At 42.0% G+C, this 20909-nt stretch carries 22 protein-coding genes; 16 read left to right on the top strand and 6 right to left on the bottom strand.

What is annotated here, in order from left to right; all coding sequences use genetic code 11:
• Positions 1 to 18 precede the first annotated feature (18 nt).
• Positions 19 to 402 carry a DUF423 domain-containing protein gene (locus G4D82_RS00955; RefSeq protein WP_166333486.1) on the bottom strand — a complete coding sequence of 128 codons (384 nt, stop codon included), beginning with the start codon at positions 400 to 402 and terminating at the stop codon, positions 19 to 21.
• Between the two features lie 253 nt (positions 403 to 655).
• Between G4D82_RS00955 and G4D82_RS00950 the strand changes: the two genes are divergently transcribed.
• From G4D82_RS00950 to rlmN, 4 genes are all read left to right on the top strand, one after another.
• The gene (locus tag G4D82_RS00950; RefSeq protein ID WP_166333484.1) at positions 656 to 1414 is read left to right on the top strand and encodes a DUF3108 domain-containing protein; all 759 of its coding nucleotides are present in this window, start codon (positions 656 to 658) and stop codon (positions 1412 to 1414) included.
• 2 nt (positions 1415 to 1416) lie between these two features.
• Positions 1417 to 1737 (top strand): hypothetical protein, encoded by a 321-nt coding sequence (locus G4D82_RS00945; protein ID WP_166333482.1) that lies wholly within the window; start codon positions 1417 to 1419, stop codon positions 1735 to 1737.
• Between the two features lie 92 nt (positions 1738 to 1829).
• The gene (locus G4D82_RS00940) at positions 1830 to 3182 is read left to right on the top strand and encodes a saccharopine dehydrogenase family protein (RefSeq protein WP_166333480.1); all 1353 of its coding nucleotides are present in this window, start codon (positions 1830 to 1832) and stop codon (positions 3180 to 3182) included.
• A gap of 21 nt (positions 3183 to 3203) precedes the next feature.
• Positions 3204 to 4247, top strand: coding sequence for a 23S rRNA (adenine(2503)-C(2))-methyltransferase RlmN (gene rlmN / locus G4D82_RS00935; RefSeq protein ID WP_166333478.1), 1044 nt, complete (start codon positions 3204 to 3206; stop codon positions 4245 to 4247).
• Between the two features lie 55 nt (positions 4248 to 4302).
• On the opposite strand, the gene G4D82_RS00930 is transcribed toward rlmN, so the two are convergent.
• Complete coding sequence (locus G4D82_RS00930; protein ID WP_166333476.1) at positions 4303 to 5151, bottom strand: hypothetical protein; 849 nt, start codon at positions 5149 to 5151, stop codon at positions 4303 to 4305.
• A gap of 124 nt (positions 5152 to 5275) precedes the next feature.
• On the opposite strand from G4D82_RS00930, the gene G4D82_RS00925 reads away from it, so the two are divergent.
• The 5 genes from G4D82_RS00925 (at position 5276) to dnaG (ending at position 10995) form a co-directional block, all read left to right on the top strand.
• Positions 5276 to 6253, top strand: a complete 978-nt coding sequence (locus tag G4D82_RS00925) for a polyprenyl synthetase family protein (RefSeq protein WP_166333474.1) — start codon at positions 5276 to 5278, stop codon at positions 6251 to 6253.
• Positions 6254 to 6400: 147 nt separating this feature from the next.
• Positions 6401 to 6961 (top strand): RNA polymerase sigma factor, encoded by a 561-nt coding sequence (locus G4D82_RS00920; RefSeq protein WP_166333472.1) that lies wholly within the window; start codon positions 6401 to 6403, stop codon positions 6959 to 6961.
• On the top strand, positions 6948 to 7688 hold the full coding sequence (locus G4D82_RS00915; RefSeq protein WP_166333470.1) for a hypothetical protein: 741 nt from the start codon (positions 6948 to 6950) through the stop codon (positions 7686 to 7688). Before G4D82_RS00920 ends, G4D82_RS00915 begins: the two co-directional genes overlap by 14 nt.
• A 46-nt stretch (positions 7689 to 7734) precedes the next feature.
• Positions 7735 to 8793: a hypothetical protein gene (locus tag G4D82_RS00910; protein ID WP_166333468.1), complete on the top strand. Its 1059-nt coding sequence runs from the start codon at positions 7735 to 7737 to the stop codon at positions 8791 to 8793.
• 222 nt (positions 8794 to 9015) lie between these two features.
• The gene (gene dnaG / locus G4D82_RS00905; RefSeq protein WP_166333466.1) at positions 9016 to 10995 is read left to right on the top strand and encodes a DNA primase; all 1980 of its coding nucleotides are present in this window, start codon (positions 9016 to 9018) and stop codon (positions 10993 to 10995) included.
• Here dnaG and G4D82_RS00900 read toward each other — a convergent pair.
• Together G4D82_RS00900 and nadE are read right to left on the bottom strand one after the other, a co-directional pair.
• Positions 10992 to 11621, bottom strand: coding sequence for a response regulator transcription factor (locus G4D82_RS00900; protein ID WP_166333464.1), 630 nt, complete (start codon positions 11619 to 11621; stop codon positions 10992 to 10994). The genes dnaG and G4D82_RS00900 overlap by 4 nt on opposite strands.
• Before the next feature lie 87 nt (positions 11622 to 11708).
• Positions 11709 to 12509: an NAD(+) synthase gene (gene nadE, locus G4D82_RS00895; protein ID WP_166333462.1), complete on the bottom strand. Its 801-nt coding sequence runs from the start codon at positions 12507 to 12509 to the stop codon at positions 11709 to 11711.
• A gap of 171 nt (positions 12510 to 12680) precedes the next feature.
• Between nadE and gldB the strand changes: the two genes are divergently transcribed.
• On the top strand, positions 12681 to 13649 hold the full coding sequence (gene gldB / locus G4D82_RS00890) for a gliding motility lipoprotein GldB (RefSeq protein ID WP_166333460.1): 969 nt from the start codon (positions 12681 to 12683) through the stop codon (positions 13647 to 13649).
• Positions 13642 to 13977 carry a gliding motility protein GldC gene (gene gldC, locus G4D82_RS00885; protein ID WP_166333458.1) on the top strand — a complete coding sequence of 112 codons (336 nt, stop codon included), beginning with the start codon at positions 13642 to 13644 and terminating at the stop codon, positions 13975 to 13977. Before gldB ends, gldC begins: the two co-directional genes overlap by 8 nt.
• A 9-nt stretch (positions 13978 to 13986) precedes the next feature.
• Here gldC and yihA read toward each other — a convergent pair whose 3' ends face one another.
• Both yihA and G4D82_RS00875 read right to left on the bottom strand, forming a co-directional pair.
• Positions 13987 to 14607 carry a ribosome biogenesis GTP-binding protein YihA/YsxC gene (gene yihA / locus G4D82_RS00880; protein ID WP_166333456.1) on the bottom strand — a complete coding sequence of 207 codons (621 nt, stop codon included), beginning with the start codon at positions 14605 to 14607 and terminating at the stop codon, positions 13987 to 13989.
• A 69-nt stretch (positions 14608 to 14676) separates the two neighbouring features.
• Positions 14677 to 15441: an alpha/beta fold hydrolase gene (locus G4D82_RS00875; RefSeq protein WP_166333454.1), complete on the bottom strand. Its 765-nt coding sequence runs from the start codon at positions 15439 to 15441 to the stop codon at positions 14677 to 14679.
• A 266-nt stretch (positions 15442 to 15707) separates the two neighbouring features.
• Between G4D82_RS00875 and mraZ the strand changes: the two genes are divergently transcribed.
• The 5 genes from mraZ to G4D82_RS00850 are packed head-to-tail and all read left to right on the top strand — an operon-like array spanning position 15708 to position 20908.
• Positions 15708 to 16181, top strand: a complete 474-nt coding sequence (gene mraZ, locus G4D82_RS00870; protein WP_166333452.1) for a division/cell wall cluster transcriptional repressor MraZ — start codon at positions 15708 to 15710, stop codon at positions 16179 to 16181.
• Positions 16156 to 17064 (top strand): 16S rRNA (cytosine(1402)-N(4))-methyltransferase RsmH, encoded by a 909-nt coding sequence (gene rsmH / locus G4D82_RS00865; RefSeq protein WP_207788112.1) that lies wholly within the window; start codon positions 16156 to 16158, stop codon positions 17062 to 17064. The genes mraZ and rsmH overlap by 26 nt, the downstream gene beginning before the upstream one ends.
• A 15-nt stretch (positions 17065 to 17079) precedes the next feature.
• On the top strand, positions 17080 to 17433 hold the full coding sequence (locus G4D82_RS00860) for an FtsL-like putative cell division protein (RefSeq protein WP_166333448.1): 354 nt from the start codon (positions 17080 to 17082) through the stop codon (positions 17431 to 17433).
• The gene (locus G4D82_RS00855) at positions 17424 to 19448 is read left to right on the top strand and encodes a penicillin-binding protein (protein ID WP_166333446.1); all 2025 of its coding nucleotides are present in this window, start codon (positions 17424 to 17426) and stop codon (positions 19446 to 19448) included. Before G4D82_RS00860 ends, G4D82_RS00855 begins: the two co-directional genes overlap by 10 nt.
• Complete coding sequence (locus tag G4D82_RS00850) at positions 19445 to 20908, top strand: UDP-N-acetylmuramoyl-L-alanyl-D-glutamate--2,6-diaminopimelate ligase (protein WP_166333444.1); 1464 nt, start codon at positions 19445 to 19447, stop codon at positions 20906 to 20908. The genes G4D82_RS00855 and G4D82_RS00850 overlap by 4 nt, the downstream gene beginning before the upstream one ends.
• Position 20909: the final 1 nt, after the last annotated feature.

Below are 20909 nucleotides of genomic sequence, written 5' to 3'. Positions count from 1 at the left end.
GAAATTCTGGAAATAATATCACTTTTTTCGGTAAAAATCGACGAACAGCCAGAACCAACCGATGATTAATAAAAAACCGCCGATGGGTGTAACGAATCCGATGGTTTTGAAGTTAAAGCTGTTGAGCTCATCGGTAGCTAGAAGGTAAATTGAACCAGAGAAAAACAAAACTCCGGTAAGCACGCAGTAGTAAATAATTTGCTTGGCTTTCACGCTAATGCTTGTCGAGAAACCGACAAACAACAAAAACAAAGCGTGGTACATTTGGTATTTCACACCGGTTTCAAAAGTAATGAGTTGCGAATCGGTAAGAACTTTTTTCAAAGCGTGTGCCCCGAAAGCACCTAATATGATTGCTGACGCCCCAAGAAGCGCCGCGGTCGAGATTATTTTTTTATCCATTTTTATTGAAGATTTGATACTAAGTCGTAAAATTATGGGTTATGGGTAAGACATCAAAGATATTCGAGGTTTTTTAGCCCGGGTTGCAGCGGCATCCTTTTTTGGGCTTTTTTTGACCAAAAAAGATTACCTCACACGTTATAATTTTGTTTAGTTTGTGTTCGGTCAATTCGCTTCGCTCGTGTTAGCGGAAAACCGGAACAAGCTACTAAACAAAAAAAAATTACATTTGCACTTAAAAATTAGGAACATCATGAGAAAATTATTTATGATTGCGGCTGTTTTGATCTCTAGCATCACAAGCGCCCAAACTAACAAGGCTGTGAAATCTGGCGAGAAACTTACCTACGCGGCTTCCTATAATATGAGCGGATTGATGACGCCACTTGCCCAAGTGACCATGCAAACCCAAACCGTCAAAACTTCTAAAAACACCTTGCTGCATCTTAGTTGCAACGCCACTACCTATACTAAATGGGATACTTTCTTTAAAATTAGGGACAATTATGAGTCTTATGTAAATCCAACTACTTTGAAGCCAAGTTTGTACAAAAGAGACATCCTCGAAGGGACTTACACCAAAAAAGAGAAGTATTTGTTCAAAGGCAATACGATTCAGAGCACCTTGAAACGCAAGAATATGCCGGAAACTACCAAAGCCTTTCAAATTAGTGGTTCGGCAAGTGATGTAGTGGCTACTATTTACCAATTGCGCAACGTGGATTTTAGCAAAATGTCACCAGGGCAAACTAAATCGTTCGTAGTGGTTTTTGACGAGAAAGAAATGGGCGTGACAGCCAAATACATGGGAAAGGAAACCGTGAAAGCTGGAAATTTAGGTTCAAAAACGTGTTATAAAATCTCGATTGGAGCCAAAACCAACAAGCTTAAAGGCACCGATAAAAACATTATTTACCTTACTGCTGACAACGCGAGAGTTCCGGCTCTAATTCAGTTCAGCATTCCGGTAGGAACAGGACAACTCACATTAACTAACGCAAGCGGAATATAATTATGAGAAAAGCACTAATCGTTTTAGCCTTTATTTTCACTCTATTGAGTGTCATTTTCGCCATTTTACCCATGGGAACTTTAGGTCTTTTACCGGTAGGTTTGGCGCTGGTTTTCAGCGGATTGGCTTACGCTAAGTCTGCAGCGAATGACAGAACTGTTCCGAAATGGTTGCTTATTGTGGCCGGTTTGATTTTGGTAGTAGTGATTGCAAAAAGCATGACGCCTGATGAAGTAGAAAAAGATGTTCAAATGGAACAACAAAAAATCGAATCGCAAAAAGAAGACCTTAAAGACCTCGAGGAATTAGAAGCGATAGAATAAACTACAGATAGTTTTATAATTCTGTTTTAAGCTCACATTAAGTGGGCTTTTTTTGTTTCTTATTTATACCTTTGGAGCCTATTTTTTAGCTCATGAGAAAAATCTTGATTATCGGGGCCGGACGTTCGGCTTCGTCTTTAATACAATATCTTTTGAACCAATCTGAGGCGGAGAATCTGCATATCACTATTGGTGATTTGTCATTGGAACTGGCCCAGAAAAAAACTGCCCATCATAAAAACGCTAGGGCGATTGCGTTCGATATTTTCAATGCTATACAACGTCAAATTGAAATAGAACGTGCCGATTTGGTGATTTCGATGCTTCCGGCGCACATGCACATCGAAGTAGCGAAAGATTGCATTGCCTACAAAAAGCACATGGTTACCGCGTCGTATATCTCAGAAGCGATGCAAGAGCTTGATGCTGAAGCCAAAGCCAATAATTTGGTTTTCATGAACGAAATCGGGCTGGATCCGGGCATTGACCACATGAGCGCCATGAAAATTATTGACGAAATTCGCGAACAAGGCGGGAAAATGATTATGTTTGAGTCTTTCTGTGGCGGACTGATTGCTCCTGAATCAGACAACAACGCTTGGAATTACAAATTTACTTGGGCACCGAGAAATGTAGTTTTGGCGGGTCAAGGCGGCGCTGCTAAATTTATTCAGGAAGGCACTTACAAATACATTCCGTACCAACAATTGTTTAAGCGGACTGACATTTTAAAGGTGGAAGGTTATGGTAATTTCGAAACCTATGCCAACCGCGATTCATTAAAATACCGGAGTGTTTACGGTTTGAATGATATTCAGACCTTATTGCGCGGCACGATTCGGCGTTCGGGTTATTCCAAAGCTTGGGATGCGTTTGTGCAGTTGGGAATGACCGATGACAGTTATGTGATTGATAATTCTGAACAGCTTACTTATCAGGATTATGTACGATTGTTTTTACCGATTGATACGCCCGAGAACACGGAAAAACAATTCTGCCAAACGATTGGACTCACGCAAAACGACACCATGTGGATAAAATTCCAAGAGCTCGACTTATTTAGTAACTCTAAAACCGTCGGCCTCAAAAATGCCACTCCGGCGCAAATTCTCGAGAAAATTCTCACCGAGAGCTGGACCTTGGCACCTGACGATAAAGACATGATTGTGATGTACCACAAATTTGGTTACGAAATTGACGGCGTGAAAAAGCAAATCGATTCCCAAATGGTATGTATCGGGCATGACCAAACTTATACTGCGATGGCCAAAACGGTCGGACTACCAGTAGCTATAGCAGCGCTGCGAATCCTTAACGGACAAATTACAAATCCGGGAGTGCAGTTACCGATTAATAAAGAAGTGTATATCCCAATCCTTAAGGAGCTAGAAAATTTTGGTATTCATTTTAAAGAAACCGAAGTGCCGTTCAAAGGTTATTCTTAAAAAACCTTTAACAACCCAATCATGGAAACACCCAAGAAAGATATTCGGGCTTTGTCCAAACAACAACTGCGTGACTTTTTTACCTCGCAAGGCGATCAATCGTTTCGTGGGAATCAGGTTTACGAGTGGCTTTGGAGTAAAGGCGCGCATACTTTCGAAGATATGACCAATCTTTCCAAAGCCACACGCTTGATGCTTCAAGAACATTTTGTAATCAATCACATCCAAGTAGATCAGATGCAAAAAAGCGATGATGGCACAGTGAAAAATGCGGTGCGTTTGCACGATGGGTTAGTGGTCGAATCAGTTCTAATTCCAACCGAAACCAGAACTACAGCTTGTGTGTCGAGCCAAGTCGGGTGTAGCCTAGATTGTAATTTCTGTGCCACGGCCAGACTCAAAAGAATGCGCAATCTTGAACCCGGAGAAATCTATGATCAAGTAGTGGCCATTGACAAGGAAAGCCGTTTGTACTACAATCATCCGTTGTCGAATATCGTTTTTATGGGTATGGGTGAACCGCTGATGAACTACAACAATGTCATTAAAGCAATCGAAATGATTACTTCCGAAGAAGGTTTGGGAATGTCGCCAAAACGGATTACTGTTTCCACTTCAGGTATTCCGAAAATGATCCGAAAAATGGCCGATGATGAAGTGAAATTCAAACTCGCCGTGTCGCTGCATTGCGCTGTGGAAGAAATCCGCAATCAAATTATGCCCTTCAGCAAAAACTTTCCATTGACAGAACTTCGCGAAGCTTTGCAGTACTGGTATCAGAAAACTAAAAGCAAAGTCACTTATGAATATGTAGTTTGGAAAGGAATCAATGACACTAAAGTTTGTATTGACGCTTTGGTGAAATTCTGTAAACAAGTACCCTGTAAAGTCAATCTCATCGAATACAATCCGATTGATGACGGTGAATTCCAACAAGCCTCGCAAGTCTCCATAGAGGCCTACATTGATGCGCTCGAAGCCAACGGAATTGTAGCTAAAGTACGTCGTAGTCGAGGCAAAGACATTGATGCCGCTTGTGGACAACTCGCTAACAAAGAAGCATAAAAAAAGGCTCCATAATCTGGAACCTATTTTTCTTATCGTTTATATTTTTCTGGAATTAACGTCTTAACGTGAAAGTAATAGCTGCGCCTCCATTGATACTGATAGTGCCTACACCGTCGCATTGTCCGTCGCCGTAGTTAATTACTGCAGTGTTATTGTTCCTGGTGATGGTGGCAATTCCACTTACTATTTCGAACCGACGACGGCCTACAGTTTGGTCGCAACTGTAAATAATTCTGAGCGGAGATTCTTCATTCACCGAATGGCTGTGTGTGTTTCCATTGGGCAAGGTGGTAGTCCAGTTTCCGTGAACTAAAAATACATTGTCAGCTAAAATGTTATTGCCATAACCTTCTGCAAATTCACGGACGCGATTTCCGGTTACCGTATAAACCGCGTTGCTTGGTGTGGTTACGGTCATGTCGAGCGAAATCGTCGTTTGCGGATGGCCGCTGGGCAAAATGGTTTTCACCACATTTCTATTACCTTCCACGTGGTTGTCGTTGTGATAGAAATTCTCAAAAGAATAATTGATGGTTCGGGTAGTGGCATCCCAATCGTTGGTGAAAGTAAGGATGATTTTACCTCTGACGGTATTGCCATTGTTGAGTGTGCAGTTGCTAGTTCCGAAATCGATGGTTCTCGTTACGATGTTACCTGAAACACTGGTAGTCACTTGAGCGCAATTGCCTAAGAAATTTTCAGTGGCTGAGGTCAATCGGTTTGATGCGGTTTGGTCAGATTCCAGTTCTACAATTTGAGAAACATCATCGCTAATAACATCGACATCAGTACTGGAAATAAATTCAGAAGAACCGTTGGACGAGTTCTTGTCATCGTCTTTATTACAGCTAATTAACCAAAAGCTGCAAAGCAATCCGAGCATTAAAATTCTTGTTTTCATAATCCTAAAAATTTTTAAGTTTCGTTTAAGACTTTTTGGGTTTGGTATCGTTTAATACAAACAGAAAAAAACCTGTCTTATTACCTTTGCCACTCTTAAAAGTTATATTTACCTTTGGAGACGAATGAATATCACTTCGCAAATAAAACGCCCGATTCAGGTCGAAATGGAGCTTTTCGAGAAAAAGTTCTACGAGTCGATGACTTCAAAAGTGGCGTTGCTCAACCGCATAACTTATTATATCGTTAACCGAAAGGGAAAACAAATGCGCCCGATGTTTGTGTTTCTGACCGCCAAGATGCTTCACGATGGTCAGGTGAATGAACGAACATATCGCGGGGCATCAGTGATTGAATTGATTCACACTGCCACCTTGGTTCATGATGATGTGGTGGATGACAGTAACCGCAGGCGAGGATTTTTTTCCATTAATGCTTTGTGGAAAAATAAGATTGCAGTATTGGTGGGCGATTATTTATTGTCTAAAGGTTTGTTGCTTTCTATCGACCACGGTGACTTTGATTTGCTGCGGATTATTTCGGTGGCGGTCCGCGAAATGAGCGAAGGTGAGTTGTTACAAATTGAAAAGGCACGCCGATTGGATATTGTCGAAGATATCTATTATGAAATCATCCGAAAGAAAACCGCTACATTAATTGCTTCGTGTTGTGCATTGGGCGCCAAATCAGTCATTGAAGACGAGATGCAAGTTGAGAATATGAGACAGTTTGGCGAACTCATTGGAATGGCCTTTCAGATTAAAGACGATTTGTTCGATTATACCGAAGACGCAATCGGCAAACCAACAGGTATTGACATCAAGGAACAAAAAATGACCTTGCCTTTGATTTATGTGTTGAATCATTGTTCGCCGAAAGAAAAGTCTTGGCTCATAAATTCAATCAAGAACCACAACAAAGACAAAAAGCGCATCAAGGAAGTCATCGCGTTTGTAAAAAACAACCATGGTCTGGTTTATGCCGAACAAAAAATGCGCGAATTCCAACAAAAAGCGCTTCAACTGCTAGATGCTTACCCGAATTCTGACTACAAAGAAGCTTTAATTTTGATGGTCAACTACGTCATCGAAAGAAAAATTTAATTTTTTTCAGTTTTTTTTAGTTGCTCAGGGCTTTATTTACGGGAGTTTTTTTAAAATCTATAAAAATATTTTCATTTTTTTACGGCTTCATGCAACCGTTTTTGGCAGTTTTGCGTCTATGCCAATAGTAATACTTGACAAAAGGTTTTGAAAGTAATCGATTTACATCAGCAAGAGAAGGATTTGGTTCAGTTGGCCACCGAGAACAATCGTCAGGCGCAGCATAAAATCTATTCCACTTATGCTTCCAAAATGCTCGGAGTTTGCCGTCAATACATTAAAGACGTGCACCAAGCAGAAGATGTCATGATTACCGCATTTATGAAAGTGTTTACTAATCTCAAGAATTTTGAACATAAAGGCAGCTTTGAAGGCTGGATTCGGCGCATCATGGTGAACGAGTGCATCTCTTTTATCCGCGCTAATAAAAAGGTCAGTTTTCTGGAAGACGAATATTACAAAGAAGACAGTTTCAACAATATCGACAGCCAATTCACCGTAGATGAAATCCAATTCCTGATTGATGCTTTGCCCGACGGATATAAAATGATTTTCAACCTCTACGCCATTGAAGGTTACAAACACCACGAAATTGCGGCGCTGTTGAACATCAACGAAGGCACTTCGAAATCGCAATTGTCACATGCCAGAAGGCTGCTTCAAAACGAAATCATCAAATTAAAAGACTACCGCAATGGAACCAAATAAATTAGACAAGAAATTTCGCAAAGCGCTACAAGAGCGGGAAATTGCACCAACACCGGCCGCTTGGGACAGGCTCGATGCGATGCTAACCGTTGCCGAGGAAAAGAAAGCAACAACCAACTATAATTGGTTATATATCGCTGCGACCTTGTTAGGTTTTATTGCTATTGCAGTAGTATTTCTTAGTAAAACCGAACAATTGGTCGATGTCAGAAGAGACGAAGTGGTCTATCAAAATGAATCCTCTGATACGGTAAAAGATTCATTGCAACCCGAAAACAAAACTGACCTAGTGCTGCTGCCCAAAACCAAAGAAGTAGTCGCCGAGACTCAAAGTAATTCCGAGACTCAATCGCCAAGGGTTAATAAAAGTTTTATCCAAAATCAAAACCTACCGGAAAAAAGAAAAATGCAAAATCCAATTGCGAATCAGCAAAATGATGCAATCGCTACCCACAATCACTCAGAAATCAATCAACCATCAAAAAACGAACAGCCTAATCAACTGTTCAATACAATCAATCAGCCTAATCAGCAAGCGGTAGCGCAATTGGAAGTCGCTCCAAAAATCGGCAAAACCCCGATTAAAGTAAACGCTTCCAACCTGCTCTCTGAAGTCAACGGAGAACTCGAACTTTCGTTTCGCGAAAAAGTAATCAACCGTCTGGACCGCAATTACCAAAACGTCAAAGTGGCACTGGCCAATCGCAATCAAAACCCTAACGAATAAATCAAATCATCTAACATCAATCAATAATCAGAAAAATCAAAACATCATGAAAAACTTTACCATTTATCTCACCGGATTTTTATTACTTTTTTTAACCGAAATTTTCGCTCAAGACCAAAAAGGCGAAGTAGTCTCGGAAACTTTTGAGTCTCGCGCTAAAGGAATCGCCAACAAAATCGAGAACATTACCAAAGAAGAAAAAGCCGCTTTGAAAGCAGAAATTGAAGCCATTAACAACCAACTCGACAAAAAAGAAATCACTACTGAACAAGCCGAGGTCAAAAAGCAAGAACTTGCAGCAGCTAGAGCTAAAAACATCGAAACCCGAGTGGCCGTAGCGCAAGACGAACTCAAAGATTTGGTTCAGGAAAAAGTAGATGGCAAAATCAAAGAAAGCGATTCATCACGCACTTGGGTGATTCATTTCGACAACAAACGACGCAAAAATTGGAACCACGACGGCGAGCGCAGAACTACTTCACAATTTGTTTTTGCCTTTGGTCTGAACAACTTGGTCACAGACAAAGCTTTGGCCCATTCCGATTATCGTTATTGGGGTTCACACTTCTACGAATGGGGTTTTACCGCCAACACCCGGATTTTCAAAAACGACAATTTGCTCCATGCCAAATACGGACTGTCTTTAATGTACAACAATTTGCGCCCAACCGAGAACCGTTATTTCCAAGAAAACGGCAAGCAGACCGAGCTCGTTAAAAGCACAGTGCATCTGAACGATTCGCGTTTTCGTAATGTATATCTGGTAGTTCCGGCACACCTCGAATTCGATTTTTCTAAGAAGGAAATCAAAAACGACAAAACCCTTTTCCGCACCCACAAAAGCATGCGCGTTGGTTTGGGCGGCTACTTCGGGGCCAACATCAAATCAAAGCAAATTCTTAAATTTGAAGACGAAGAAGGCAACAAAGTGAAGCAGAAAACCAAAGGCGATTTCAACGTCAACGATTTCATCTACGGAGCCAGTGCTTACATCGGCTACAAAGAAGTTTCTCTGTATGCCAAATACGATTTAAGCCCACTGTTTCGCGACAATGCCGTAGACCAGAACAACATTTCGTTCGGCGTTCGTTTCGATTTCAACTAGCATGTTCCACCTTTGTTTAAATAGTAAGAGGCGCTCTCAAAAGGGGCGCTTTTTTTTGTTTTTTAGTAGCCGGGAACCTGCTATTCGCTATATCTTTTCCCGTCCGCAAGCTACCGGAAAAAGGATGCCGCTGCTATCAGGGCTAAGGCAAAATCCTTCCATGTTCGCGCGTCCAAACACAACAAAAACTTTGTAACTTTGACGCCCTAACCGTTTTGCCAGTTGATCTCAAAAGCCACCATCGATACTGTATTCGAAACTGCCCGCGTCGAGGAAGTCATCGGCGATTTTGTGCAACTCAAACGGGCCGGTAGCAACTTCAAAGGATTGAGCCCATTTTCAGACGAGCGTTCGCCATCGTTCATGGTTTCGCCAGTGAAGCAAATCTGGAAAGATTTCTCCTCGGGCAAAGGCGGTAATGTCGTAGCCTTTTTGATGGAACACGAGCATTTTACGTATCCGGAAGCGATTCGTTATTTGGCCAAGAAATACAATATCGCCATAGAAGAAACCGAGCAAACCCAAGAGGAAAAAGCCATTACCGATGTGCGCGAGAGTATGTTTTTGGTTTCGGAATTCGCCAAGAAATACTTCCACGATACGCTCATCAATTCCGAAGAAGGCAAGGCTATCGGTTATTCTTATTTCAAGGAACGCGGTTTTACCCACGAAACCATCAAGAAATTCGAACTCGGTTATTCGCCCGAACAATGGGATGCGTTCACTAAAGAAGCTCTGGGCAAAGCATATAATCTTGAGTTTCTCGAAAGCACCGGGCTCACCATCGTGCGCGAAGACAAAACCCCAATCGACCGTTTTCGAGGCCGCGTGATGTTTCCAATCCATAGCATGTCAGGACGAACTTTAGGTTTCGGCGGCAGGATTCTTACCAACGATAAAAAAGTCGCCAAATACCTCAATTCGCCCGAAAGCGAAATTTACCACAAAAGCAAAGTACTTTACGGTATTTTTCAGGCCAAACAAGCCATCGCCAAGCAAAACAATTGTTATTTGGTAGAAGGCTACACCGATGTGATCCAGTTCCATCAAGCCGGAATCGAGAATGTAGTCGCTTCATCAGGAACGGCGCTTACGCCAGACCAAATTCGATTAGTCAATCGGCTCACTAAAAATATTACGGTGCTTTATGACGGTGATGCGGCTGGTTTGCGCGCCTCCATTCGAGGAATCGATTTGATTCTGGAAGAAGGTATGAACGTTCGCGTTTGCACTTTTCCCGAAGGCGAAGATCCAGATAGTTTTGCTCGGAAATCATCCTACGAAGATTTGGTCGCTTATTTAGAAACTAACGCCAAGGATTTCATTCAGTTCAAAGCGTCATTGCTCATGGATGAAGCTCAGAACGACCCAATCAAAAAAGCGGACTTAATCCGCGATATGGTCACGAGTATTTCCAAAATCCCGGACCGAATCAAACGCGAAATTTATGTGCAGGAATGTGCGCGCATCATGGATATTTCCGAGCAGGTTTTGCTGAATACTTTGGCGCAACTGGTTCAAAAGGATATTTCCGAAGCCGAAAAGAAAATCAAACAAGAGCAGAAAGCGTTTGAAGTCATTAAAGATGAAAACCCCATTGTGACCCAGAAAGTAGATGTACTCTATGAACTGGAACGCAAGATTATAGAAATCCTATTGCTTTACGGAGATAGAACCGAAGAATTCGAAGATGTGATTTTGAAAACCAATGAAGAAGGCGAAATCGTCGAAAGTACCGAGAAGAAAGACTACAAAGTCTATCAACGCATTTATTTGAGTTTGCAGGAAGACGAGGTCGAACTCGCCAACCCATTATTCCTGAATATATACAATCATCTGATTAATTATTATCACCAAGCGGAAAATTTCCAAATGGACCAATACCTAATGCACCTTGAGCCCGAATTCACTCAAGAAATCACCGATATATTAATGTTGGAAGAGCAAATGGCTTTGCACAACTGGGAATCCAAACAAATTATCGTTAAAGGCAAAGACCAAACCGTAGCGCAATACGTTTCTGAAACCATTCTGACTTTGCGATGGTTTTTGGTCAATAGAATTATTGAGGATTTGAAAGTAAGTATTGCCCAAGAGCCTGAAGCAGACAACACTGAACCGTTGTCTATGGCAATGGATTATTACAAACTAATTGGTTCTTTCTCGAAAAAACTTGGGCGGGTAATGTCTCGTTATAGTTAAACGATTTCGAGCGTTTTGGCTTTGTTGACCAAATCTACTAAGTTGGTCACGTTGAGTTTGGTGAGTAATCTGAGTTTGTAAGTACTAATGGTTTTTTCGTTCAAACCTAAAATAGACGAAATTTCATTGTTCTTTTTTCCGTTGCTCAAATAACGCAACACTTCAATTTCACGGTTAGAGAGCTTACGATATAATCTTTCGCTTTTATTTTGCTTGGCAATCAAGGCCAAGTTTCGTTTGATGGTATCGTTGAGGATAGTTTGCCCCTGGTGTACTTTCATAATCGCGATTCCTAAAGTTTCCAGTTTTGCCGTTTTGTGGACATATCCAGCCACGCCTGCCTTGATAGCGTTCGGCGCATAAATCTGTTCCGAATAACTGCTGAAAACAATGATTTTTGTTTTCGTGTAATTCTTGATAATCGCTTTGAGTTCGTATATACTCGATAAACCGTCAAGGTCAAGATCTAAAACCAATACGTCAATTTCTTTGGTGTAGAGCACGTCTTTCACCATTGAGAAATTCCCGACATTGGCCACGATGCTGATATCGGAATGTTCCTTAAAATAAGACTTAACGCCAAAATGCACAACCGGGTAGTTGTCTGCCAAACAAACTTTAATCATAACTGTATCATTTAAGGGTTATTTTTAGAAGTGCATAAATTTAGTTAAAAAAAACTTAAACACTAAAAAATTATAGATAAAACGTCATTAATCCCGATGAATTAAACAAACCGGTATCGGCTTCATTTTGTGTTGGTTACTTCGGTTTAAACGTTTATAGATGTTAAAAACCTCTTTTTCGCGTCCGGCAAAATCAGTTTCGTTTTTCCCCGCTTCGTCTGCGAGCATCGCCCATTCCAGTTCATCATAACTAGCTCCGAGTTGGTCTTCATCGGTGCGGTCATCGCCAAACAAGCCATCGGTTGGCGCAGCTTTCAAGATAGATTCAGGAACTTTTAAATAGTCGCCCAAAGCATACACGTCTGATTTCATCAAATCAGCAATCGGGCTCAAATCGACGCCACCATCGCCATATTTGGTATAAAAGCCTACTCCAAAATCTTCTACTTTATTTCCCGTTCCGGCCACTAGTAAGCCATGAATTCCTGCCAAATAATACAACGATGTCATTCTAAGTCGTGCTCGCGTATTGGCTAATGACAAATTCAAAATGGCTTCATTGGTTGAAGTGGGTACTTGGGTTTTAAAAGTTTCAAATACCGAAGTCAAATCAATCTGCTCATGGCCCACATTCGGGAAACGTTTCCTGAGTTGCTCAATGTGTTCGCGCCCACGAGAAACCTGACTTATCGCCTGATGGATCGGCATTTCCACGCAAATTACTTGCATTCCGGTCTGCGCGCACAAGGTTGAGGTAACTGCCGAATCGATTCCGCCCGAAATCCCGACCACAAAGCCGTTCACTTTCGCGTTTTGGGCATACGTTTTCAACCAATTCACAATTTGCTGGTTCACTTTTTCAACATCGATTGTACTTTTTTTAGGCATATTTTCTGAAAATTTAGTTCTCGGGAATGTATCTTTGCGAAGATAATAATAATTTGAAGCTATTTCCTGCTGTCCGCTATATCTTTTTCGCCAGTATTTATAAGGTAAACCACGAGTTTTTCCAAGGCAAAAAAGGATGCCGCTGCCATCAGGGCTAATGCGTTACCGTCTATGAAGAACTATCGTTTATTGTTGCCGTTTTTGTGCTGTTGGGTGCTGCTTTCCTGCGACAAAAAATCCAAAGTAGAAAAAGCCGTTGAAGAAATTCCGCTGCAAATCAAAGTCAATCGCTTCGACAAAGCCTTCTTCGAAACCCAACCACAAGATTTGCCCAAACTCAAAGCCGAATATCCTTTCTTCTTTCCGGCCGGTAATGACGATCAGGTTTGGATCGAGAAAATGCAGAATCCGCAGTGGCGTGAACTTTACACCGAAGTGCAGAAACGCTACGGCAATTTCAGCACAGAAACCACGCAAATCGAGGAGTTATTTAAACACATCAAATACTATTTCCCCGGAACAAAAATCCCAAAAGTCTACACCATCATCGCCGAGATGGATTATCAAAATAAAGTAATTTACACCGGAAATATGCTCGTGATTTCACTCGAATTATACCTCGGCAAAGACCACCGCTTTTACGAATTTCCTCAATATCTCAAGCAAAATTTCGAACCCAGCCAAATGATGCCTGATATCGCTTCTAGTTTTGCCAAAACCAAGATTTTGCCGCCCACCGATACTTCGTTCCTGTCACAAATGGTGTACGCCGGAAAAGAATTGTACCTCAAAGATATTTTGTTGCCCGAAGCTTCAGATGCCGAGAAGATGGGTTACAAAAATGAGCAAATTACTTGGGCCAAAGAAAACGAGGGCTATATTTGGCGTTATTTCATCGACAACAAAATGCTCTACGATACCGACCAGAAATTGATTCCGCGTTTTATCAACCCGGCGCCTTTTTCTAAGTTCTATCTAGAGATTGATAACGATTCTCCAGGTCGAATAGGAGCGTGGATCGGTTGGCAAATGGTACGCTCGTACATGGAAAACAATGAAGTTTCGGTAGGCCAACTTTTAAAAGTAGATGCCAAAGAACTGTTTGAAAAATCACACTACAAACCCAAAAAGAATGAGTAATAAAATTACCTCCGAAATAAAATTCCTTGTAGAACTCGACGAGAACCGTGTTCCCGAAAAACTCAGTTGGACAGCCCAAGATGGCGGTATCGAAGCAGAAGAAGCCAAAGCCATGTTGCTCTCCATCTGGGACAGCAACGCCCGAGAAACCCTGCGCATCGACCTCTGGACTAAAGATATGCCGGTAGACGAGATGAAACAGTTTTTCCACCAGACTTTAGTAGCGATGACCGATACTTTCCAACGCGCGACCGGCGACGAAAAAATGGCTGCTACCATGAAAGACTTCTGTGATTATTTTGCAGAGAAGTTGGAATTGAAAGGGTAAAAACGGGAATTAAAAACGGTTGTTGTTTTTGAAAACTTCTTCGTTAATCGAATCGATATAGCCTAACAAATCATCTTTTCCGGTGCCTTCAGTCGATGAGGTCACGAAATAAGGCGGCATTTCTTCCCATTGGTTCATCAGCATTTGTTTGCGATAGGCCGCAATATGTGAATCGACTTTGGTGCGGCTGATTTTATCCGCTTTGGTGAAAATAATGCAGAACGGAATTTCGCTTTCGCCAAGCCAAGTCATAAACTCCAAATCAATCTTTTGGGCTTCGAGCCTAATGTCGATCAATACAAAACCACAAACCAATTGTTCGCGTTTCTCGAAATAATCAGTGATGAATTGCTGGAAAGTCGATTTGGTTTTTTTCGAAACGCGCGCATAACCGTAACCAGGTAAATCCACCAAAAACCAATTGTTGTTAATCTTGAAGTGGTTGATAAGTTGCGTTTTTCCGGGCTTTCCTGAAGTTTTCGCCAAGTTTTTGTTGTTGGTCAACATATTAATCAGCGACGATTTCCCGACATTCGACCGGCCGATGAAAGCGTATTCCGGCAAAGGCTCTTTCGGACATTTGTCTACTTCTGAGTTGCTGATGACAAATTCTGCAGAATTGATTTTCATTGAAAAAGATTTGTTGGTAAAAGTAGCCAAAAAAAGACCGCCATTTCTCAACAGCGGTCATCATATTTCTTATAAATGCGTTTCTTTAAGCCATTGGTGCATCAGTCGGTTGAACTCGTCCGGGTGTTCCATCATAGCTGCGTGGCCGCATTTGTCAATCCAATATAGCGCTGAGTTGGGCAACAATTTGTGAAATTCCTCGGCTACATCTGGTGGTGTAACATTGTCGTTTTTTCCCCAAATGATACAAGTTGGCACGTGCATTTTTGGTAAATCCTTGGCCATATTGTGTCGAATGGCACTCTTGGCGATGGTCAAAGTTTTAATCAGTTTGATTCGATCGTTGGCCATGGTGTAGACTTCCTCTACAATTTCTGGTGTAGCAATTTTCGGGTCGTAAAACACCGCTTCGGCTTTCTTCTGGATGTAGTCACGGTCGCCTCTTCTAGGGTAACTGTCGCCCATAGCGCTTTCGTACAATCCGGAACTCCCCGTAATCACTAAACCGAGCATTTTTTCAGGATACATTTTAGTGTGGTACAAAGCGATGTGCCCGCCTAGCGAATTCCCGAGTAAAATCACACGGTCGAAACCTTTGTAGGTAATGAAATCCTTCACAAACTTCGCAAAAGCTTTTACGTTGGTTTTCAGGATGTTTTGTGTGTAAATCGGCAATTCAGGAATGACCACTTTGTAGCCGTGTTTCGGAAAATATTCTGCTACGCCGTCAAAATTGCTAAGACCGCCCATTAGCCCGTGCAGGATCACGATGGGCGTACCTTCTCCAGCTTCGAAATACTTGTACTTGCCTTCCTTTTTTAAGTTCTCGTTCATTGCTTTTGCTGCCCTTTCTGGTGCGCACAAATATATGATTTTATCGAGAATATGAAAGCAGTATTATTTATTTAGAAAAATCCGTAGTTGTTCAAAATTCTGTCACTATTAAAGTGGCTGCGAAATTTTAATCTGTTGAATTCCAATCGTCAAATTCTATTTTAAATTAAGGTTAAGTGGTAAAACTTATCAACAAAGTGGTATTTTGTGGTAAAATGTGGTATTTATTTTTATATTTTTGCTCCAAATCACTTAAAACCATTTTCTTGAACGCCATTGTCGGGACATATGAATGTAAAGTAGATGCCAAAGGGAGGTTGCTGTTGCCGGCGCCACTCAAGAAGCAACTCTCTGCCGGATTGCAGGAGGGTTTCATCCTCAAGCGGTCTGTTTTTCAGCCTTGTCTGGAATTGTATCCTATGGGAGAATGGAACCTGATGATGCAGAAAATCAACAAGCTCAATCGGTTTGTCAAAAAGAACAATGACTTCATTCGTCGCTTTACTGCCGGTGTGAAAGTCGTTGAAATTGACAATCTCGGCAGGTTGTTGATTCCGAAAGACTTGGTGGTTTTTGCAAATATTTCGAAAGACATCGTGTTGTCATCGGCGGTGAATATCATCGAAATCTGGGATAAAGATTTGTACGAAAAAGCGATTGATGATTCGGTCGTTGATTTCGCAGATTTGGCAGAAGATGTAATGGGGAATGTAACTGATGACGATCATGGAATATCATAATCCGGTACTGCTACAAGAAACTGTCGGCGGGCTCAACATCAAACCAGATGGAATTTATGTTGATGTGACTTTTGGCGGCGGCGGACATTCCAAAGAAATGCTGAAAAGGCTGGGGCCAAACGGGAAATTGTTTGCTTTTGACCAAGACGAAGATGCGCTGGAGAATGCTATTGATGACAACCGTTTCGAACTAATCAATGAAAATTTCAGGTACCTCAAAAGATTTCTAAGGTTTCACGGAGTAAAGAGTGTAGATGGGATTTTGGCAGATTTAGGGGTTTCCTCACACCAATTCGATGTGGCTGAACGCGGATTTTCTACCAGATTCGACGCCGAACTCGATATGCGGATGAGCAAAAAAAACCAACTCGATGCTTATCAAGTGGTCAACCAGTACAATCACGAAAACCTCACTAGAGTGTTTCTTGATTATGGAGAACTGAAAAATGCACCGGCGTTGGCAAGAACAATTATCGAGGCCAGAATGGATGCTCCTGTCAAAAACACAGAGCAGCTCAAGACGATTTTAGGGAAATACCTTCCGGCGCATAAAAGCAATAAGATATTGGCTCAGATTTATCAAGCCATTCGCATAGAAGTCAATCAAGAAATGGAAGTGCTCAAGGAATTCTTAGAGCAATCTTTAGAGATTCTCAAACCCGGCGGCAGGCTCAGCGTGATTTCCTATCACTCGCTCGAAGATCGTTTGGTCAAGCGGTTTATGAGAAACGGGTTATTTGAAGGAGAGCCCGAGCGTGATTTTTATGGTAATTATTCGGTGCCATTCAAAACCATTGAGAAACTGATTGTTCCCGGCGATGAGGAAATCAAAATGAATAATCGCGCCCGAAGCGCCAAATTAAGAATCGCAGAAAAAATATAAAGCTTTTAAAAGAAGATGAAGAGCGGAGTTTACAGCATATTAAAAGCGAGATTTCTAATCAACGAAGAAGCCAATGCAGCCAAGAACTGGCGGTTCATTGTGTTTCTAATCATACTGGCGATTATCATGATTGCCAACACCCAGCGCTACGAGCAAAAGGTTTTTAAAATCGTGGCCCTGACCAGCGAAGTCAAAGAATTGCGCTCTGAGTTTGTAGATCGCCGTTCAGAATTGATGAAACTCAAAATGGAGTCGACCGTTGCGGCCAAAATGGAAGCCAAGAATATTTTTCCGGCTTCAGTGCCGCCGGTGAAAATCAAAATAAAAAAACAAGAAGAACCCAATTTCTTTAAAAGGATATGGCAGTAGAAGACAAGCACATTTCTTACCGGATGTACCTGGTGGCCTTTACCATGTTTCTCATGGCAATCGCGATCACTGTCAAGCTGACCAATATTCAGTGGGTCGAAGGCGATTATTATCGTCATCTTGCTAAAGAAAGAACCGTCCGCAACTTTGTGATTCCGGCTAACAAAGGCAATATCTATTCTGCCGATGGAAGTTTGCTCGCTACTTCAATCCCGAATTATGAAATTCGTTTTGATGCGGTGGCGCCTAAAGCCGAAGCCTTTGAGAAAAATGTGAAGCCTTTGTCTGATTCGCTCGCGAAATTGCTTCATAAACCGAGTAGTGAATTTCAATCCGGACTCAGAAAAGCGCGTGCACATAAAAACCGATATTTCTTGGTTGCGCGTGATTTGAGCTATACCGAATACATGAAAATCAAAAGTTATCCACTATTCAATCTCGGTGCTTTTAAAGGTGGAATTATCACTGAACAGAAAACCGTGCGCGAACATCCAATCGGTAAAATCGCCGAGAGAACCATCGGCTACGAACGCGTCACACCCAATGGCTCACTCGATGGTAAAGGTATTGAATGGGCTTTTCGCAAATACCTCAATGGCAAAGATGGCAAAGTGCTCAAGCAGAAAATCGCCAAAGGCCAATGGAAACCGATTCGCGATGTCAATGAAGTGGATCCGCAAGACGGTTACGATATCATTTCGACTATCGATGTTTACATTCAAGACATCGCGCACCATGCGCTGCTGAAGCAACTCCGCCAATACAACGCCGACCATGGTTGTGTTGTGGTAATGGAAACCAAAACCGGCAAGATCAAAGCCATTTCAAACCTCGGAAAAAACCCCAACAGCGCCAACAAAGCTGCTGACAGCACTTATTTCGAAACTACCAATTACGCGATTGCAGAATCTCATGAGCCAGGTTCTACTTATAAATTGGCTGATTTGATGGCTTTACTCGAAGACAAAAAAGTCGATACCAGCACTGTGTTTGACAGTAATGGTGGAATCATCACTTATTCAGGCAAAAAAGTACGCGATTCGCATGAAGGCGGTTACGGCAAAATTTCTTTGGGCCGTGGTTTTGAAGTTTCGTCAAACACTGTTCTGGTGCAAGCAGTTTACAATAATTACAAAAACGATCCGAAGGCATTTGTAGATCACCTGAACAATTTCGGACTCAATAAACCACTCGGGCTTCCGATTAAAGGCGAAGGAATTCCGTTTGTGCCGCAACCTGAAACACCACGCTGGAGCGCAATTTCCTTACCCTGGATGGCTTTCGGTTACGGGGTTTCCATCACGCCGCTTCAAACCTTGACTTTCTATAATGCCGTAGCGAACAACGGAGAAATGGTCAAGCCACAATTCGTTTCTGAAATTAAAGAATGGAACAAAACCATCAAAAAGTTCAACAAGGAAGTCATCAACCCGAAAATCTGTTCGCAGGAAACCATTGCCAAACTCAAAGCGGTGATGAAAAATGTTGTCAAGAAAGGCACCGGTTCTAAACTGTATTCCAAAGATTTTTCGATGGCAGGAAAGACCGGAACCGCACAGGCAAATTACGCAAAAAATGGAGGAACCGAGAAGCACTATATTTCTTCATTCGTTGGTTATTTTCCAGCCGAACAACCCAAGTATTCCTGCATTGTCGTAGTACATGAACCGAATACTTCAGGCAATAATTACTACGGAGCTGATGTCGCCGGGCCGGTATTCAAACGCATCGCACAGAAGATTTTCACTGATGCTCCGTCGATGAACGAAATCAAAAACCTGAATCTCAAAAACAAGGTTCAAGAAGATAGTTACGCGAATTATTATACGAAAGCACAAACAAAACAAAATACAATTCCGAATGTAAAAGGAATGTCTGGGATGGATGCGGTTGCACTGCTTGGAAATTTAGGGTTAAATATAAAAGTTAAAGGGACCGGAAAGGTCAAATCGCAATCCATCCAACCTGGACAGATTTTTAACAAGAATACCACTATTATACTCGAACTATCGTGATTGTTTTAAAAGACATATTATATAAAGTAAGCATCGAAGCCGTCAAAGGATCGACCGAAATGGAAATCAACCAAATCGATTTCGATTCGCGCAAGATTGGTGCAGACGACGTATTTATTGCGATTCGCGGTACGGTTTCCGACGGCCATGATTATATCGAAAAAGCAATCAATCAAGGCGCAGTAGCCATTGTGTGCGATACATTCCCGGAGCTGATTGTGGGCGGAGTAACTTACGTTCAGGTAAAAGACACCAATCAGGCTTTGGCTTTTATGGCAACCAATTTTTACGGTAATCCATCGCAGCATTTAAAACTGGTTGGCATTACCGGAACCAACGGGAAAACCACAATTGCGTCTTTATTATATCAACTATTCAAAAAGGCCGGTTTCAAAGTCGGATTGCTTTCCACGGTGAAAATCATGGTGGATGATATTGAGCACAAAGCCACACACACCACGCCGGATTCTATTACCATCAACCGCTACTTACGCGAAATGGTCGATAGTGGTGTAAGGCATTGTTTCATGGAAGTTTCCTCGCACGGCATCCACCAAAAGCGAACTGAAGGCTTGCATTTCGAAGGCGGCGTGTTCACGAATTTATCGCACGATCATCTGGATTATCACGCAGATTTTGCCGAATACCGCGACGTGAAGAAGTCGTTTTTTGACTACTTGCCGAAATCCGCTTTTGCTCTGACCAACATCGACGACAAGAACGGTTTGGTGATGTTGCAAAATACGAGTGCCAGAAAACTCACCTATGCGCTAAAATCCTATGCGAATTACAAAGCGCAGATTCTCGAGAATCAGTTGAGCGGCCTTTTACTGAAGATTAATGATAATGAAGTTTGGGTACGATTGATCGGTACTTTCAATGCATATAACTTACTCGCGATATACGGTTCAGCGGTAGAATTGGGCATGGATTCTCTTGAAGCTTTGCGCTTGCTTTCAGAACTTGAAAGTGTATCGGGGCGTTTTCAATACATCGTTTCCCAAGACAAAATCACCGCGGTGGTCGACTATGCACACACGCCGGATGCACTCGAGAACGTACTGAAAACCATCAACGACATCCGCACCAAAAACGAGCAGCTCATTACCATTGTAGGTTGTGGCGGCGACCGAGATAAAACCAAACGCCCGGTGATGGCCAATATCGCTACTACCATGAGCGACAAAACCATCATCACGTCTGACAATCCGAGAACGGAAAAACCAGAAGACATCATCGCCGATATGGAAAAAGGCGTCGAGCCCCAGCACTATAAAAAATCAATGTCGATTACCGACCGCAAACAAGCCATTCAAGCCGCTTGTCAAATGGCACAACCCGGCGACATCATTCTCATTGCCGGCAAAGGCCATGAAACTTATCAGGAAATTCAGGGCGTGCGCTATGATTTCGACGATATGAAAATTGTAAAAGAACTATTAACGCAACTCGGGAAATAAA

The organism is Flavobacterium lotistagni (genome assembly GCF_011392125.1).
GTDB lineage: Bacteria > Bacteroidota > Bacteroidia > Flavobacteriales > Flavobacteriaceae > Flavobacterium > Flavobacterium lotistagni.
Note: the sequence above shows the minus strand (reverse complement) of the source record. Positions and strands in the feature narration are given on the sequence as shown.